The organism is Pseudomonas alkylphenolica (assembly GCF_004025535.1).
GTDB lineage: Bacteria > Pseudomonadota > Gammaproteobacteria > Pseudomonadales > Pseudomonadaceae > Aquipseudomonas > Aquipseudomonas alkylphenolica_A.
This window is the reverse complement of the sequence record NZ_QJRG01000047.1, coordinates 574,497-589,578: the sequence shown is the minus strand read 5'-3', so window position 1 is coordinate 589,578 and position 15,082 is coordinate 574,497. Positions and strand designations below refer to the sequence as shown.

Below are 15,082 nucleotides of genomic sequence, written 5' to 3'. Positions count from 1 at the left end.
GTCAGCTGCACCAATCGGCGCGCTGCTCGTCGATCAGACTCAGCGCGGCCGTCCAGGCCAGATCAATGATCCCGTCGATGCCATCACGGCCAAACTGCGCAGCCGTGTGCAGGCACACTTCTTCGCTCGGGAAGTTCAGTGCCACTCCGGCGGACATCGCCTGGATCTGCGCCTGGCAGGCACGCTCCAGGAAGTAGATCTCGTGGAATGCTGCCGCCACGCTGCCACCGGCTGCGAGCAAGCCATGGTTGCGCAGGATCATCGCCTTGTGTGAACCCAGGTCGGCGACCAGCCGCTCGCGCTCTTCCAGCGACAGCGCGATACCTTCATAGGTGTGATACGCCAGGTTGCCGTAGAACTTCAAGGCATGCTGGGTCAGCGGCAACAAGCCATCGCGCTGAGCTGCCACCGCCATGCCGGCGGCCGTATGGGTGTGAATGATGCAGTGCAGGTCCGGGCGCGCGTCGTGGATGGCCGAATGGATGACAAAGCCGGCCGTATTCACCTGCCCACCGTTGTAACTGCTGTCGACCAGTTTGCCTTCCAGGTCGATCAGCACCAGGTCGCTGGCGCGCATCTTCTCGAACGCCACGCCGTAGCGGTTGATCAGAAAATGGCGTTGCGGCCCCGGCACACGCAGGGTGATGTGCGTGTCGATCAGGTCGGTCATGCGGTAGTAGGCAATCAGGCGATACAGCGCGGCCAGGTCACAGCGTGACTGCCACTCGATCGCCGACATGGCGGTGGGTTTGCTCATGAAACGACTCCTTGTGATGAGGACAGCACGACTGGCCGGGCGTTGCTGCTACGCAGGTGCGACAGGCCCAGCACGCCGGTCAGTGACATCAGCGCCAGCACGCTGAAGAACACCGCCAGCGGCAGCCATTGCCCGGCGAAGTGACCGGCCAGGAAGGTACCCAGCATCGGCGTCAGCCCCCCTGTCAGGCCGCTGCCCAGTTGATAGGCAATCGAGATGCCCGAATAGCGTACCCGCGCCGGAAAGGCCTCGGCCATGTAGCCGGCGATTACCGCGTACAGGGCAGCGAGCAGCAGGACGGCCATGGCGATGCCAGCGGTCATGTAGTAGATGTTGCCGGTCTGCACCAGCAGGAACATCGGGTACGGCACCAGGATGCACAGCGATGCCACCCACTTAAGGAAACGCCCCTCGCCCAGGCGTTCGGCCAACAGCGCCGAACAGGGTTGCGAAAGGAATTGCAGGATGGTGACCACGAACAGACAGTCGAGGATCGTGGTCTTGGCAATGCCCTGGTACTGGGTAACGTAGGTGATCATGAAGGTGTTGGTGAAGAAGAAACCACCCGAGCCGATGGTGACCGCCAGCGCAGCGAAAAGGATGTTCTTCCAGCCCTTGCGGATGACTTCCAGCACCGGGTTGTCAGAGGTCTGGTCGTTGTCCTTGACCTCGGCAAACTCCGGCGACTCCGGCACGCCGAAACGGATCACCAGGCCGACGATCATCAGCACCCCGCTGAGCAGGAACGGGATACGCCAGCCCCAGGTCATCAGTGCCTCTTGTTCCATCGCGCTGATGCAGCGAAACGCAATCAACGCCAGCAGCAAGCCCGCCGGGCTGCCCCACTGGGCGAACGAGGCAAAAAACACTTTACGGTGCTTGGGCGCGTGCTCACTGGCCATCAGCACCGCCCCACCCCACTCGCCGCCGACCGAGATGCCTTGCAGCAGGCGCAGGAACACCAGGCCGATAGGTGCCCAGATGCCCGCCTGGGCATAGGTCGGCAAGAGGCCGATGCACATGGTCGCCAGGCCCATCAGCACGATGGTGACCACCAGCATTTTCTTGCGGCCGAGGCGATCGCCCAGGTGGCCGAAAACCATGCCGGCGAAAGGCCGGGCGATAAAGCCGACGGCAAAGCTGCCAAAGGCCGCCATGGTGCTGAGCATCGGGTTTTCGCTGGGAAAGAACAGTTGACCAAGCACCAGTGCCGCGGCAAAGGCGTAGATGTAGAAGTCGTAGAACTCGATGGTCGTGCCGATAAAGGCGGCCGCCGCGGCACGCCGCGGGGTGGAGGTAGTGCTCGTCATCTGAAGCTCCTGGGAATCATTGTTATAGGCAGGAGAAAGGTCTGTCATGCGCTGCGCAAGGCCATTGCACTCTGGCGGTGCATTGCTAGATGGTGCGGCAACACCTATGCTAGGAAAAGCTTCTAATCTCAATACTCAAGTATAAGTATTAACAATAATGACTACACCCACGGCTTCCCCGCTGCGCAACCCGGAAGCCAGGCGCTTCCTCAACGATCGCCTGGACTGGAACCTGTTGCGCACCTTCCTGGTGATCGGTCAGGAAGGCAGCATCAGCCGGGCTGCAGCGCGCCTGTACCTGAGTCAGCCGGCCATCAGCCAGGCCCTCAAACGGCTCGAAGAGCAACTGGACTGTGCCCTGGTGGTACGCCGCGGGCCGCGTATCAGCCTGACCCGGACCGGCGAGGAAGTCATTCAGATTGCCGCCGAACTTTACGGCACCGTGTCACGCCTGGGCCCGGCCCTGGACAAGCCGGCCGAAACGGTGGTGGGCAAGGTCCGCCTGCTGACCATCAGCCGCATCCAGTCCCGTGCTTACGACGAGTTCCTCGCGCAGTTTCACCTCGACTACCCGCAGGTAGAACTGGAAGTCGATGTGTTGCGCAGCTCGGATGTGATCAGCGCCTTGTTGCAAAAAACCGCGTCGTTCGGCCTGGGGCTGTGCCGCACACCGCAGCCCAAACTCGAACAGCGGGTGTTGCTGCAGCAGCGCTACGCGTTTTTCTGTGGCAAACGCCACCGCCTGTTTGGCCGCAAGAACCTCGGCCTGAGCGATTTGCTGGACGAAAACTTCGTGAGTTTCACCAGCGACCAGATTGGCGGCAACCTCTCGCCACTCACAGTGTTTCGTGACCAGCAGGGTTTCACAGGGCGCATTGTCGCCTCTTCGCCGAGCCTGGATGAAATCCGCCGGTTGGTGGGCGCCGGCTACGGCATCGGTTGTTTGCCGGAACACATCGTCGCTGCCGATGTGCAGGCCGAAGAGGTCTGGCGCCTGCCGCCCTGGGAGGGCGTGATCGATGTGAATGTCTACCTGCTGTGGCACCGTGAGCAGAAAATGAACCAGGCCGAGTCGGTGTTTCTCGAGCGCTTTCAGCAGATGCTGATGACCACCGATCCGGCCGAGCGGTTTTAGACATCTCTGTGGGAGCGGGTTCACCCGCGAACGAATTACCCCTGATGCGCGACAGGCGGTCGCTTTTCGGGTCTGGACCTTGACCCATGTCTAGGAACCCCGGAACACGCGTTGTCCGCACTTTTCGCATCTGACAGACTCAAACCCTGTACACCGTATGAGGTTAACGAAATGCGAAAGATACTCTCTGTATTGGCACTCTCTGTCGTTGCAGCACAAGGGGCCTATGCCGGGGAATCGGCGAATACCGCCGTCGGCGGCGGCCTCGGTGGCGCGCTCGGTAGCGTGGTGGGGCAAGCCGTTGGCGGCAGCACCGGCGCTGCAATCGGCGCCGGCGTCGGTGGCGCTGCAGGTGGTGCGGTAAGCGCGAAGGATGGCAAAAAAACCGAAGCCGCCATTGGCGGTGGCCTTGGCGCTGCAGGCGGTCAGGTGGTCGGGCGCAGTATCGGCGGCACGACGGGCGGTACCATCGGCGCCGGCCTGGGCGGTGCGGCCGGTGGCGCTGTCGGCAACAGCCTGGCGGACGACGACCATCACGACAACCACAAGTCCAGCCACAAGCATAAGCACAAAAACAAGCACAAACACTAAGCCGGGTGTTAGTGCGGCCATCTCATCTGCGATGGCCGCGCGCGCTGTGCTGCCACCTTAGCGGCGGTAGTAGCGGTGATCGTTGTCGTAGCGGTGCTGCATGGCCCGATCGTGACGACGCTCCCAATCCCGGCGGCGTTCCGCTTCCCGGCGGGCCTGTTCCCTGCGCCAGTTGTCGCGGCGCCAGTTCTCCCGACGCCAATCGTCTCTGCGATCATGCCAACGACCGTCGTGCCAGTAGCGGTCGTCATCGTGGGCCAGCAACGGCCCGGCCTGCTTGTCGGCAATGCTGGCCACGCTCGGCCACGGGTTGCTCACGGCCCGCTGTGGCGCCTGAACGGCGGCGACTTCGGTGGCAACCATCGAGGTTGAAGGTTTCATTTGTGTTGCTGATGCCGAGCCCATCGCCGCGAACGCGAACAGGCTAAAGAGCACCATCCGTGGGACATGGAATTTCATGAGCGAAGTCAACCTCTGGTTGGCAATGGGTATCTGTCTGACCATCGTCCCTGTCAGGTCGATGTGCCTACCCAGATAGACCTCGAAATAGAGAAAAGTTCTAAGGCCTCAGCCAAAAAATTGACAAGCCGATCTGCACTATGGCCTCCACCCACCACCCTGCGGATAAACAAAACTATTTTATAAACCGTCACTCTATCGGCGGTAACGCCCTGCCCTTTAGCTTCAAAAGAATATAACTAACGGGTGACTGCTGACTTATTATCTCCTCCGGAAAACGCAAGTAAACACACTAAGGAGACTAACAACAAGCAGACTAACCTACTCGCGAATCACCTCACCAAAACTTGTTAGCGCGTGCCACAGGCAGGCTGTTGTTGTGCGCGCCGATCAACAACCTTATGAACGACTTAAACAGCCGCTCACTCATTTACCGTACGTTAAAGGAATCACTATCAATGAATGATAATGACAGCGCCTTCAACCCGGCGCACCCTCCTTTGATGACCGATCCTGATAACTTGCCACCCGAAAACTCCGGTGCGCTTGTTGTGGGCAGTTATTCGATAACCAAGGATCACTTCGATCTGGTCACAGACCCACGCTACCCCTGGCAAACGATGAACCACAATTCACCGTCCGAGTGGGAAAAGTGGAAGCAGACCAAGGCCGACAAACTGGCCAATGTCGACCACTACCAGGTGTTGAGGACCCGCTACTGGCACCGCGTCAGCCGTAAGACCTATGCCAACAACGTTACCGAACAGGTGACCAACGTCGTCGGCGCCACCTACACCCATTCTGAGGGCCAGACCCGCTCGATCACCACGCGCATCGGCATGGACCTGGGCCTTGACCTGTCGGGCGGCGACCTGTTTGCCGGCGGCGAAGTACCACCGATACCGCCGGTAATGGCCACGCAAGGCGCCCTGGCGCAGACCGCGCCCCTTGGTGCCTCGACCTTCAACCTCAGCGCCGAGTTGTCCCGCACCCTGGAGTACCGCCAGGAGGACACCAGTTCCTACGACTACCGGCACGAGGTGATGACCACGACGGAATTTCTGGCGGACTACCAGTACCTGAACTGGCAGGTTTGCGAAGCCATTGAAATATATCGCGTGCCATCGGCCAGCGGTAATGACAAGGAACTTGTGAGTTCGGTTCCCGCCAACACCACCACGACCTACAACGACCGGATACTCATGAAACCGGCTACGCCGCCCTCACTGTAACGCTAACGCAAGGAGCATTCGTCATGACTCAACAAACCACACTAAACCCCGGCGGTTCGGTTGTTTACTCTACTCGCCCGGTGGGCCTGCGCACGCAACTATCGGCGAAGTGCAGCGATGCTGGAGATTCGAAAATAAGTTGGCATATCGAGTTGTGTTGCCAGAGCAATCATGATGTTGCGCTTGAGGCGGGCCAGCCCACGACGATTGATGTATCGGAAGGCGCCGGCGCATTAATGACGGTATCGAATATCGGCTTCAATCCCGTCACCGTCTGGACCGACTATTGAACCCGGCCCACGCGTTTATGCATCACGTTGCTACTTCACTCTCATTCAAGGAAGTCGACATGAACGCAACTGTCAGTAGCCAGGAACACCTGGCACACGCCATTCTCATGCCGTTCGGCAGCCAGGCGGCCACACTCGATGCGGCCAACCTCAGCACCCGGCTCGATACCATTGGCAAGGGTGTCGCCAGCATCATGGCCTTGCGTCACCCTCCTCAATCCGGCCAGGCCGCCATCGAGGCCGAGGCCGCCACCAAGGCGGCGGCGACGGTGAAAAACCTTGTCGCCAGCCTGCGCTTCGTCGTCCACGACTTGCTGCCAACACTGGGTACACCACTCGATGACTTTCTCGCCCAGGCCCGTCAGCCGGGTGATTTGCGCGATCGCTTGAGCCAGTCGCTGCGCAGCAGCGGCTTGAGCACAGCGGAAGTGGAATGGGCGTTCGGTGAGCTGGACGGCATCGAGTTCCGTCTGGTCGATCTGCTGGTCAACAACGACCCGCGCAACCTCGATGTGCTGTTGGACGGTATCAGTACAGGCCAGAACGGTCTGCACAATGCCGGTTTCCTGGCCTTCACCGGGGATGCCGGGATTGATCAGCGCCTGGGCCAGCTGATTGCCCGCTGCCGTGAAAAAGGCGTAACGGCCTCGTTCGTCCATGTGCTGGTGCTGGCGTTCGGCACCGCGGCGGCTGTAGAGCATTACCAGACGGCAGAGAACCTCATGTTCCCCCACGTCGCCTGGACCCCGCACGCGTTGCAGCAACTGCATGCGTTGCACCTGACGCCCGCCGGGCAGACCTTCGTGATCAATCACACCAACAACTGGGTGACGGGTTCCGCAGCCGGCTGGGCGCTCAACACCAACCATAACACCCACGATGTCACCACCGGACTGACAGTGACCGCGCGCGTAGTCGCCGTTGCCGGCCCCAACAAAACCGTGAACATCATGTCCATTCAGTAACAGGCTGGTAGCGTGAAGGCGAAGCAGGCCAACTCGGCCTGCTTCGCTGCATTGCCTTGGCAACGACTAAGCTCAAAACATGGATCATCGTCCCTCAAGGTGAAGGCCATGAGTGCCATGTCGCTGTCTGAACTCGATGCCGCATTACCGGCGTTAACCCGTAAAATCCGGGTGCTCGATGCACTGGCGTGGCCCGATGGCGTCGAGGAGGTTTTCCTCGGTCAATGGCGCAGCGGTAAAGCACAATTGCCCACAGTCACCTTCACCCCGCGCGAGCATGGCGCCGAGATTTCCGCGCTCGACAACTTTGTCGACCGCTGTGACCAAGGCCATCCCGCGGGCCGCTTTCTCGCCAGGACCGCGCACAGCTATGCCACGGCCGGGCGCATGCTCGGAGCCATGGGTACGCCTGCGTTTACCCGCTACTCCTCGCTGCTGTATCGGCGACCGGACTTTTACTACCCCAGGCAAAAGCTGAGCATGCTTGACGCCGCACACTTCTTTCTCAAGACCACCGACGCCCTGCTCGGCGGCGACTGCATTCCCCCGAGCCCCGCCGAGATTCCCGCCGAGGTGTTTGCCGCCTGGTTGCAACCGGAACTGGACCGATTTTTTGGTGAAGGCCAGATCAGCATTCAGCTTGACCCGGACCTGGCCGCCAAGGCCATTGCCGGGGTCAGCCGCATTCGCCTGCGCGCCAGCGCCTTGTTCACCGAACTGGACAAACAGCAGTTGCTGCAGCATGAAGCCTTTGTGCATGTGGCCACCGCGCAGAACGGTGCACGCCAGCCCAACCTCAAGTGCCTGGCCCTGGGCGCGCCACGCACGACTCAGACGCAGGAAGGCATTGCCACATTGGCCGAGCTGCTCACCGGCAGCATGGACATCAACCGCCTGCGGCGCCTCGCCTTGCGCGTGCTCGCGGTGCAGCAAGCGCTCGATGGCGCCGACTTCATCCAGGTGTTCGAAGGCTTTCTCAAGGCCGGGCAGTCGCCGGAAGAATCCTTTCGCTCAACCCAGCGGATCTTTCGCGGCGCCGACGTGCGTGGTGGCTCGGCGTTTACCAAGGACGCCGCGTACCTGACCGGGTTGCTCGGCGTGCACACCCTGCTGCGCGTGGCAATCCGCGACAACCGTCCGGAGCTGGTCGGGCATCTGTTTGCCGGGCGCCTGACCCTCGGCGACACGTTGCACCTGGCGCCGCTGTTCGACTCGGGCTGGTTGCAGGGGCCAGCCTATATACCGGCCTGGGCCAGCGACCTGCGGCGGCTCGCCGCCACTCTCGCGTTCTCGGCTTTTATTGCCAGGGTCAAGCTGGACCTGCTCGATCTGCAACAGTTCATGGCCTTTGAGGACGAGCACGAAGTCGATAGCCGTACCTTGTGAAGGCGCGCCCATGAAGCATAAAAAAGCCCCACCGGTAACCGGCAGGGCTTTGTACTGCAGGTGTTACCGGTTGATTACCGCCCGATAGCCCGCGCCGCATCTGCGGTGTACTGGTCCGTGGTGAATTTACCTTCGTTGAGGATCGGGCCCTTCTTCGATTCGTTGGTCATGCCGTAGCCGGTGTACTGGCCGGAGTTCAGGTCCATGAAGAACTGCGAACCGGCCTGCCAGGCGCTCATGTCCGGGTGGTAGTAGTAGTTGATCATGGCGTGCTTCCACAGCTGACCGCGGGCATCGTAGTTGTCGGCCATCACTGCATGCCAGGTGTCCTCGTCAATGAACAGCACCCGCTTGCCATAGACGTGACGGAAGCCTTCCTTCAGGTCCGCTTCCACAACCCACACGCGGCGCAACTCATACCGCATGAACTCCGGGTTGGGGTGGTTGGGCGTGAGAATGTCGGCGTACTTGACGGTGCCGGTGTTGGCCTTGAAGGCGTTGGCCGGGCTGTAGATTTCGCGCTTGCCGATCAGCTTCCAGGTGTAGCGTTCGGGCGAGCCGTTGAACAGGCGGTCTTCGTCCACGGTCATGGTGCCGTTGGTACCGATCATCGGCTGGTCGAAACCATACCCCGGCAGTTGCCGTACGCGTCGGGTCGATGGGCTGTAGGACCAGGCCTGACGTGCATCGGTGCCGTAGTTGTAGGGTTCATGGGCAATGCTGAGCGTGCCGTTGTCACGGGCAGGCTTGAGGGTCATGTTGTTGCTCATCGCCGACAGTTTGTCTTCGGTGCGCGGGTCGGTGGTAGGCGAGTTGGCCATCGACAGGTTACGGGCGTAGGCACGCCCCCAGCCAATGCTGCCGTTAGGCAGGACAGAGGCCAGGTCGGTGGTCTTTTCTTCGGTGTAGGCACGCGCCGGCAACTGGTGGTTCCACACCACTTCAGTGCCGGATTTGGGAATCGGGAACGGCACCTGGCCAATCCCGGTGAAGCCTTCGCCGTCGTTGACCAGCTTGGCGTTCAGTGCGTTGTCCATCGCCCGGCGGCAGACATAATCGGGGTAGCGGAAATCCCGGTGCCCCGGGTAGATGTTCATCTTGTAGGTGGTCGGGTACTTCTTCAGCAGGGCCTTCTGCCCTTCGGTCAGGTGCGCCTCGTACTGGCCCATGTTCTGCGCGGTAATCACCAGGATCGGCTTCTCGGCAGCGTAGGGATCGACCGGTTGATCGCCGGAGAACTTGACGTGATTCCAGCTGGGCACTTCGCCCAGGTATTTACCGGTAAACGGCGGAATGGTGCCCTCGGCGTTCCCGGCTTGCTCGGCACCGACACACGTCAGCTCCTTGCCCAGTTTGGCGGCTTCCTGCGGCGACACCTCGGCGAACGCGGAACCCAGCAGCCCGCTATTGGCTGTGACTGCGACCGCGAGCATGAGACCTGTTCTTGTTATTTTCATGTGTTGCCTCCTTCGCTGATAAGGCTGTTTGGTATGCACCCATTTGTTCCTGATCTGCCGGCCCCGACATCGTCCGGAAAGACTAAGCAGGCGTCATGCGCCCAAACTTTCTTGCAGTTGCGCCTTGAGCACCTTGCCGGTGGCATTGCGCGGCAAGGGTTCGAGTACCCGGAAGACCTGCGCCGGCACTTTGTAGGCGGCCAGACGCTCGGCGATGAACGCGCAGATCTGTGTTTCCTGAGGCAGCCTGCCGGCCTGGCCGTGCACCGCCAGGCCCACCGCCTCACCCAACACCGGGTCGGCAATGGCGAACGCCGCCGCTTCAAGAACGCCAGGCATATCGAGGACGCAGGTCTCGACTTCAGCGGCAGAAATCTTCTCGCCACCGCGGTTGATCAACTCTTTGACCCGGCCGGTGATGCTGAGGAAGCCCTCATCGTCGAGATAACCGATATCACCGGTGTCCAGCCAGCCGTCGCGCAGGCTTTGTGCCGAGGCCTGCGGCAGGTTCCAGTAGGCGCTCATCAAGGTTGGCGAACGCAGCCAGATCACCCCGCTCGTGCCCGCCGGTTGCGGCTGTTCGGGGCTGTCGCCGATGCGAATGTCGACGATGGGCAACGCCCACCCCGCCGTCGCCGGTTTGTAGACAAACTGGTCGCCACCAATCGCTGCGCCAATGCCGTTGCTTTCTGTCAGGCCGTAACCGGCACCACCGATGACATCCGGTTTGATCCTGAGCATGTCGTCGAGCACGCTGGCGGAGGATGCGCTACCGCCCAGGCCCAGCCCGAACAGGCTGGCGGTTTGTTCGGTGCCAAACCGCGGCGAAGCGAGCAGCTGCTGCATCATCACCGGCGCACCGTTGAACTGGGTGCAACGTTCATCGCGAATCAGGTCGATGGCGCGCTCGACGTCCCACTTGTACATCAGCATCAGGCGGCGACCGCCGCGTAACGCCGAGAGGAACTGCGCATGCAAGCCGCTGACATGAAACAGCGGCACCGCCGCGAGCGTCGTGGGCGCAAAGCCACTGTTGATCACAACACCGATGCGCTCGGGCGAACTCATCGCGCAAAACGCGCTCTGGAAATCCAGCGCGGTCACCGCCTGGCAGATTGCCCGATGGCTGGACACCGCCCCCTTGGCGCGGCTGGTGGTGCCGGAGGTGTAGAGAATCATCGCCGGGGCATCGGGGTCGATGTCCAGGACCGGCACCGACATCGCCGACTCGCTGAGCAACGCTTCGTAGCTCAGGCAGTATTCGGGCAGCTCACCCTGGCCGTCGACAACGATCGTTGCCAGCTGCTCACGACCCAGGTCATCACGCAGGGTATCGAGGCGCGCCTGGTCGCACAGCAGCAGGCGCGAGCCGCTGTCCTGCAGGGCGTACTGCAGCTCGTTGCGCAGGCCCCAACTGTTGAGCGGCACACACACCGCACCACAGCGCAGGATCGCCGCGAAGGCCACCAGCCACGCCGGCTGGTTGCGCATGGCAATTGCCACGCGCTCGCCTGGTTGCAGGCCGAAACGGGCGATCATCTGCCCGGCGAGGCGGTCAACCTGGTCGTAATACTGATTGAAGGTCAGGCGTTGCGATTGCCAGACCAGAAACTCGCGGTCGCCGTGCACCCGGCCGGCGTCGATCACCTGCAACATGTCGTGCGCGGCGTGACGGAAATAGCGTGGTGTGCCGTCATCCGGCGTCACCACTTCAAAGGGCGCACCGGGGGCGATCAGTTGGCGCCACGCGGTTTGCCAACGTTCAATGCTCATCTGTGTGTTCTCCAGAACAGCCGAATAACCTGTGGGAGCGGGCTTGCCCGCGAAGAGGCGGCAAGATCCGCCATCTGCATGAGCAGACATGCCGCCTTCGCGGGTAAACCCGCTCCCACAAGGAGGAGTTACGCGTGGGCCGAATAGCGCTCGCAATGGAAGTCGCGGTCACCCAGGCAGCTCTGCGCAACGCGCACGTGCTTGAGGTACAGGCCGACATCCAGTTCATCGGTGACGCCAATCCCGCCGTGCATCTGCACCGCTTCGTTGGCGACCTTGATCGCGGTGTCGCCCGCTTTCCATTTCGCCAGGCTGACCAGTCGGGCGCGGGCCCGGGCATCCACGCTGGCGTCATCCAGCGTCGCCAGTGCCGCCATCAGGGCACTGCGAGTCAGCGCCAGGTCGACGTACATTTGCGCGGCGCGATGTTGCAGAACCTGGAAAGTGCCAATCGCGGTGTCGAACTGCACCCGGGTCTTGATGTATTCCAGCGTGGTCTCGAACAGCTGCTCGGCCATGCCCAGCAGCTCCGCCGCCAGGCAAGTGCGACCTCGGTCCAGCGCGATTTCCAGCGCATCCCAACCTTGGCTCAAGGTACCCAGCAGCGCCTCGCTGCCCAGTTGCACACCGTTCAGTTGCAGGCGTGCGCTGTTGCGCGAGTCGATCAGCGACAAGGCACTCACCGTCAGGCCCGGCGTAGTGGCGGGCACCAGGAACAGGCTGATGCCTTGGGTCTCGCCCGGTTGACCGGCGGTACGCGCCGCCACCACATAGGCATCGGCACCCAGACCATCAACGACCCAGAACTTGTCGCCGTGCAGGCGATAGCCCTGCCCCTCTGCCTTCGCCTCAAGGGCAATGCGGCTCGGTGCATGACGCGAGCCTTCGTCGACGGCCAGGGCCAGGCGCTGCTCGCCTCCGATCACTGCCTGCAACCACTGCGCCTGCTGCGTCGAATTACCCGCCAGGTGCAGCAACGAGCCACCCAGCACTACGCTTGAGAGCAACGGTGTGGCAGACAGGTTGCGCCCCATGGATTCGAAGATCGGCCCGAGGCCCTTGCAGCCGAAATCCAGGCCGCCGAGGTCTTCCGGAAACGGAATCGCACTCCAGCCCAGTTCGACGGCATCGCGCCATAGCTGTGTATCGAAGCCTGGTGCCAACGCTTCATCACGCAGTCGGCGCTGGGCACTGACCGGGCTGCGGGCGGCGAGAAAGTCCCGCGCGCTGTCGGCCAGCAAACGCTGTTCATCGCTATAACGCAGGCTCATGACGGTGCTCCTGTTTTCACGGCTGGCTTCTTCGCTTCAGGCAAACCAAGCACGCGCTTGGCGATGACATTGAGCTGGATTTCCGAGGCGCCGCCAGAGATGGTCAGCGCATAGCTGCTAAGCCAGGCGCGGGTGACCGCCAGTTGCTGCTCGCTGAACGCCGGGCATTCCCAACCGAAGGCATGCCCGCCCATGGCATCGAGCAACACCTCGAACTTGTCGCGTTCCTGCTCGGTGTGCACCAGCTTCATGATCGACATCAGGCCGCTGATGTCTTCACCGGCCCGCGCCTCTTCACCCATGCGCTGCACGGTCAGGTTGTAGGCCTGCTCGTTCATCGCACAGGCGGCGGCGCGGGCCTGCAGTGCGTGCTCACTCTGGCTCTGTGGCGCGGGCACGTATTCACGCATCAGGGCCAGCAGGTCGAAGTGTGACGGCAAGCTGAACTCGCCGAACTTCGACATCGCCTTGCGCTCGTGCTGCAACAGGTACTTGGCCAGGTTCCAGCCGCCGTTCAACGGGCCGATCAACTGGCTCTTGGGCACCTTCACGCTATCGAAAAACACCTGGCAGAACGCCGACTTGCCGCTGATCAGATCAATCGGTTGCGGCTTCACTCCGGGGCTACGCATGTCCAGCACGATCAGGCTGATGCCCTCGTGCTTGGGCGCGCTGAAGTCGGTGCGCACCAGCGCATACATCCAGTCGGACTTGTCGCCGTAGGAGGTCCAGATCTTGCTGCCGTTGACCACGAAATGGTCACCGGCATCCACCGCGGCCATTTTCAGGCTGGCCAGGTCGGAGCCGGCGTTCGGCTCGGAGAAGCCCTGGCACCAGCGCACTTCACCGCGGGCAATCGGCGGCAACAGGTCGCGTTTCTGTTCTTCGCTGCCGAAGGCCAGCAACACCGGGCCGAGCATCCAGATGCCCAGGTTGATTTGCGGCGGCCGACACTTGATCCGGCGCATTTCGCTTTCCAGCACCGCCAGTTCTTCGTCGCTCAGGCCTGCGCCGCCATACTCCACCGGCCACTCCGGGCAGAACCAGCGCTTGTCGCGCATGCGTTCGAACCACAGGCGCGCGTCTTCGCAGGGAAACTGCGGATTCTGGCTGCCCCACACCACATCGCCTTCGGCCATGCCCGTGCGCATCGACAGCGGACAGTTGGCCTCCAGCCAGGCACGGGTGTCGTGCCGGAATTGCTCGATAGTGCTCATGAAAGTCCCCTTCGCCCCGCCCCGGTTGCGGGGCGAGTACGGTTTTTGTTTTTGATGGACGAGCGTCAGCGTTGGGTGCGTGGCATGCCGAGGCCGAACTGGGCGATCAGCTCACGCTGGATTTCATTGGTGCCACCGCCGAAGGTCAGGGTCGTCACGCAACGCAATTCGAATTCCAGTTCGCCCTGCAGCAGGGTTGCCGCCGAGCCACTGCGCATCGAACCGTTGGCGCCGACAATCGCCGCCAGCTTGCGAAGGATTTCGATGGCCGACTCCGAACCAAACACCTTGGTGGTCGAACTCAGTGCCACGCTCATGCGCTCGTGCTCCAGGTCGGCGGCGATGCGCATGTTGATCAGGCGCATGGCCTCCAGGCGCGCATAACACTCGGCCAGCGAGCTGCGTACCCAGGCCTTGTCCATCGCCCGGCGGCCCTGCTCGTCGCGAGCCCGCGCCCACAGGTAGACGCGGCGGAACAACGCCACCACCTTGTCCGACCAGGTGCCCAGGCCCAGGCGCTCGTGATTGAGCTGCGAGGTGATCAGCTTCCAGCCGCCGTTCAACTCGCCGACCAGCATCTCTTTGGGCACCCGCACGTTGTCGTAGTAGGTGGCCGTGGTCGGGATACTGGTGGTCGGAATCAGGGTGTGGGAGAAGCCCGGTGTCGTGGTGTCGACGATCAGCAGCGAAATGCCTTTGTGCCGTGCCTCGGCAGGATCGGTACGCGCGGCCAGCCAGACAAAGTCGGCCGACTCGGCACCCGAGGTCCACAGCTTGTTGCCGTTGACCACGAAGCCCTCATCGTCCTGACGCGCACTGGTTTTCAGCACCGCCAGGTCGCTGCCGGCACCGGGCTCGGAGTAGCCGATGGCGAACATGATTTCACCCGCGGCGATACCGGGCAGAAAGCGCTCTTTCTGCAGCGCGCTGCCGTGGGTCATCAAGGCCGGGCCGACGGTGCTGATGGTCACGAACGGCAGCGGCGCACCGGCGATGTTGGCTTCTTCAAAGAAGATCAACTGTTCGGTGGCGGCGTAGCCCTGGCCACCGTGGGCCTTGGGCCAGCCGACCGCCAGCCAGCCGTCACGGCCCATCTGGCGGATGGTCTGGCGAAACAGCTCGCCGCCTTCCTTGCCGCGCAACTGGTCGCGCATGTCCGGGGTCATCAGGGCCTGGAAATAGTCCCGCACCTTGTGGCGCAGGGCATGTTGTTCGGGAGTGAGGTCGACGAACATGTGC

At 62.1% G+C, this 15,082-nt stretch carries 14 protein-coding genes; 6 read left to right on the top strand and 8 right to left on the bottom strand.

The features are described from left to right. Window position 1: 1 nt before the first annotated feature. Both DM813_RS18010 and DM813_RS18005 read right to left on the bottom strand, forming a co-directional pair. Complete coding sequence (locus DM813_RS18010) at window positions 2-757, bottom strand: class II aldolase/adducin family protein (protein WP_128324733.1); 756 nt, start codon at window positions 755-757, stop codon at window positions 2-4. Continuing rightward, complete coding sequence (locus DM813_RS18005) at window positions 754-2,067, bottom strand: MFS transporter (RefSeq protein WP_128324732.1); 1,314 nt, start codon at window positions 2,065-2,067, stop codon at window positions 754-756. Before DM813_RS18005 ends, DM813_RS18010 begins: the two co-directional genes overlap by 4 nt. A 157-nt stretch (window positions 2,068-2,224) precedes the next feature. On the opposite strand from DM813_RS18005, the gene DM813_RS18000 reads away from it, so the two are divergent. Together DM813_RS18000 and DM813_RS17995 are read left to right on the top strand one after the other, a co-directional pair. Further along, entirely contained in the window at window positions 2,225-3,202 is a 978-nt protein-coding gene (locus DM813_RS18000) for a LysR family transcriptional regulator (protein ID WP_128324731.1), read from the top strand. 171 nt (window positions 3,203-3,373) lie between these two features. Beyond that, window positions 3,374-3,793, top strand: a complete 420-nt coding sequence (locus DM813_RS17995; protein WP_128324730.1) for a glycine zipper domain-containing protein — start codon at window positions 3,374-3,376, stop codon at window positions 3,791-3,793. A gap of 57 nt (window positions 3,794-3,850) precedes the next feature. Here DM813_RS17995 and DM813_RS17990 read toward each other — a convergent pair whose 3' ends face one another. After that, complete coding sequence (locus DM813_RS17990; RefSeq protein WP_128324729.1) at window positions 3,851-4,252, bottom strand: hypothetical protein; 402 nt, start codon at window positions 4,250-4,252, stop codon at window positions 3,851-3,853. 458 nt (window positions 4,253-4,710) lie between these two features. On the opposite strand from DM813_RS17990, the gene DM813_RS17985 reads away from it, so the two are divergent. The 4 genes from DM813_RS17985 (at window position 4,711) to DM813_RS17970 (ending at window position 8,125) form a co-directional block, all read left to right on the top strand. Further along, the gene (locus DM813_RS17985; protein ID WP_128324728.1) at window positions 4,711-5,484 is read left to right on the top strand and encodes a hypothetical protein; all 774 of its coding nucleotides are present in this window, start codon (window positions 4,711-4,713) and stop codon (window positions 5,482-5,484) included. 23 nt (window positions 5,485-5,507) lie between these two features. Then, complete coding sequence (locus tag DM813_RS17980; RefSeq protein ID WP_128324727.1) at window positions 5,508-5,774, top strand: hypothetical protein; 267 nt, start codon at window positions 5,508-5,510, stop codon at window positions 5,772-5,774. Between the two features lie 59 nt (window positions 5,775-5,833). Next, complete coding sequence (locus tag DM813_RS17975) at window positions 5,834-6,739, top strand: hypothetical protein (protein ID WP_128324726.1); 906 nt, start codon at window positions 5,834-5,836, stop codon at window positions 6,737-6,739. 108 nt (window positions 6,740-6,847) lie between these two features. Next, the gene (locus tag DM813_RS17970) at window positions 6,848-8,125 is read left to right on the top strand and encodes a flavohemoglobin expression-modulating QEGLA motif protein (RefSeq protein WP_128324725.1); all 1,278 of its coding nucleotides are present in this window, start codon (window positions 6,848-6,850) and stop codon (window positions 8,123-8,125) included. 74 nt (window positions 8,126-8,199) lie between these two features. Here the strand turns inward: DM813_RS17970 and DM813_RS17965 are convergent, their stop codons facing one another. The 5 genes from DM813_RS17965 to DM813_RS17945 all read right to left on the bottom strand — a co-directional run bounded on the left by DM813_RS17965 (window position 8,200) and on the right by DM813_RS17945 (window position 15,078). Beyond that, window positions 8,200-9,558: a DUF1329 domain-containing protein gene (locus DM813_RS17965; RefSeq protein WP_128324724.1), complete on the bottom strand. Its 1,359-nt coding sequence runs from the start codon at window positions 9,556-9,558 to the stop codon at window positions 8,200-8,202. A 117-nt stretch (window positions 9,559-9,675) separates the two neighbouring features. Beyond that, window positions 9,676-11,355: a class I adenylate-forming enzyme family protein gene (locus DM813_RS17960; RefSeq protein WP_128324723.1), complete on the bottom strand. Its 1,680-nt coding sequence runs from the start codon at window positions 11,353-11,355 to the stop codon at window positions 9,676-9,678. Between the two features lie 128 nt (window positions 11,356-11,483). Beyond that, window positions 11,484-12,626, bottom strand: coding sequence for an acyl-CoA dehydrogenase family protein (locus tag DM813_RS17955; RefSeq protein ID WP_128324722.1), 1,143 nt, complete (start codon window positions 12,624-12,626; stop codon window positions 11,484-11,486). Beyond that, on the bottom strand, window positions 12,623-13,843 hold the full coding sequence (locus DM813_RS17950; RefSeq protein ID WP_128324721.1) for an acyl-CoA dehydrogenase family protein: 1,221 nt from the start codon (window positions 13,841-13,843) through the stop codon (window positions 12,623-12,625). Before DM813_RS17950 ends, DM813_RS17955 begins: the two co-directional genes overlap by 4 nt. 65 nt (window positions 13,844-13,908) lie before the next feature. Beyond that, window positions 13,909-15,078: an acyl-CoA dehydrogenase family protein gene (locus DM813_RS17945; RefSeq protein WP_128324720.1), complete on the bottom strand. Its 1,170-nt coding sequence runs from the start codon at window positions 15,076-15,078 to the stop codon at window positions 13,909-13,911. Window positions 15,079-15,082 lie beyond the last annotated feature (4 nt).

What these genes read in the sequence shown, in the direction of transcription:
- DM813_RS18010 (WP_128324733.1), bottom strand. Translation starts at nt 757, where the DNA reads ATGAGCAAACCCACCGCCATGTCGGCGATCGAGTGGCAGTCACGCTGT.
- DM813_RS18005 (WP_128324732.1), bottom strand. Translation starts at nt 2,067, where the DNA reads ATGACGAGCACTACCTCCACCCCGCGGCGTGCCGCGGCGGCCGCCTTT.
- DM813_RS18000 (WP_128324731.1), top strand. Translation starts at nt 2,225, where the DNA reads ATGACTACACCCACGGCTTCCCCGCTGCGCAACCCGGAAGCCAGGCGC.
- DM813_RS17995 (WP_128324730.1), top strand. Translation starts at nt 3,374, where the DNA reads ATGCGAAAGATACTCTCTGTATTGGCACTCTCTGTCGTTGCAGCACAA.
- DM813_RS17990 (WP_128324729.1), bottom strand. Translation starts at nt 4,252, where the DNA reads ATGAAATTCCATGTCCCACGGATGGTGCTCTTTAGCCTGTTCGCGTTC.
- DM813_RS17985 (WP_128324728.1), top strand. Translation starts at nt 4,711, where the DNA reads ATGAATGATAATGACAGCGCCTTCAACCCGGCGCACCCTCCTTTGATG.
- DM813_RS17980 (WP_128324727.1), top strand. Translation starts at nt 5,508, where the DNA reads ATGACTCAACAAACCACACTAAACCCCGGCGGTTCGGTTGTTTACTCT.
- DM813_RS17975 (WP_128324726.1), top strand. Translation starts at nt 5,834, where the DNA reads ATGAACGCAACTGTCAGTAGCCAGGAACACCTGGCACACGCCATTCTC.
- DM813_RS17970 (WP_128324725.1), top strand. Translation starts at nt 6,848, where the DNA reads ATGAGTGCCATGTCGCTGTCTGAACTCGATGCCGCATTACCGGCGTTA.
- DM813_RS17965 (WP_128324724.1), bottom strand. Translation starts at nt 9,558, where the DNA reads ATGCTCGCGGTCGCAGTCACAGCCAATAGCGGGCTGCTGGGTTCCGCG.
- DM813_RS17960 (WP_128324723.1), bottom strand. Translation starts at nt 11,355, where the DNA reads ATGAGCATTGAACGTTGGCAAACCGCGTGGCGCCAACTGATCGCCCCC.
- DM813_RS17955 (WP_128324722.1), bottom strand. Translation starts at nt 12,626, where the DNA reads ATGAGCCTGCGTTATAGCGATGAACAGCGTTTGCTGGCCGACAGCGCG.
- DM813_RS17950 (WP_128324721.1), bottom strand. Translation starts at nt 13,843, where the DNA reads ATGAGCACTATCGAGCAATTCCGGCACGACACCCGTGCCTGGCTGGAG.
- DM813_RS17945 (WP_128324720.1), bottom strand. Translation starts at nt 15,078, where the DNA reads ATGTTCGTCGACCTCACTCCCGAACAACATGCCCTGCGCCACAAGGTG.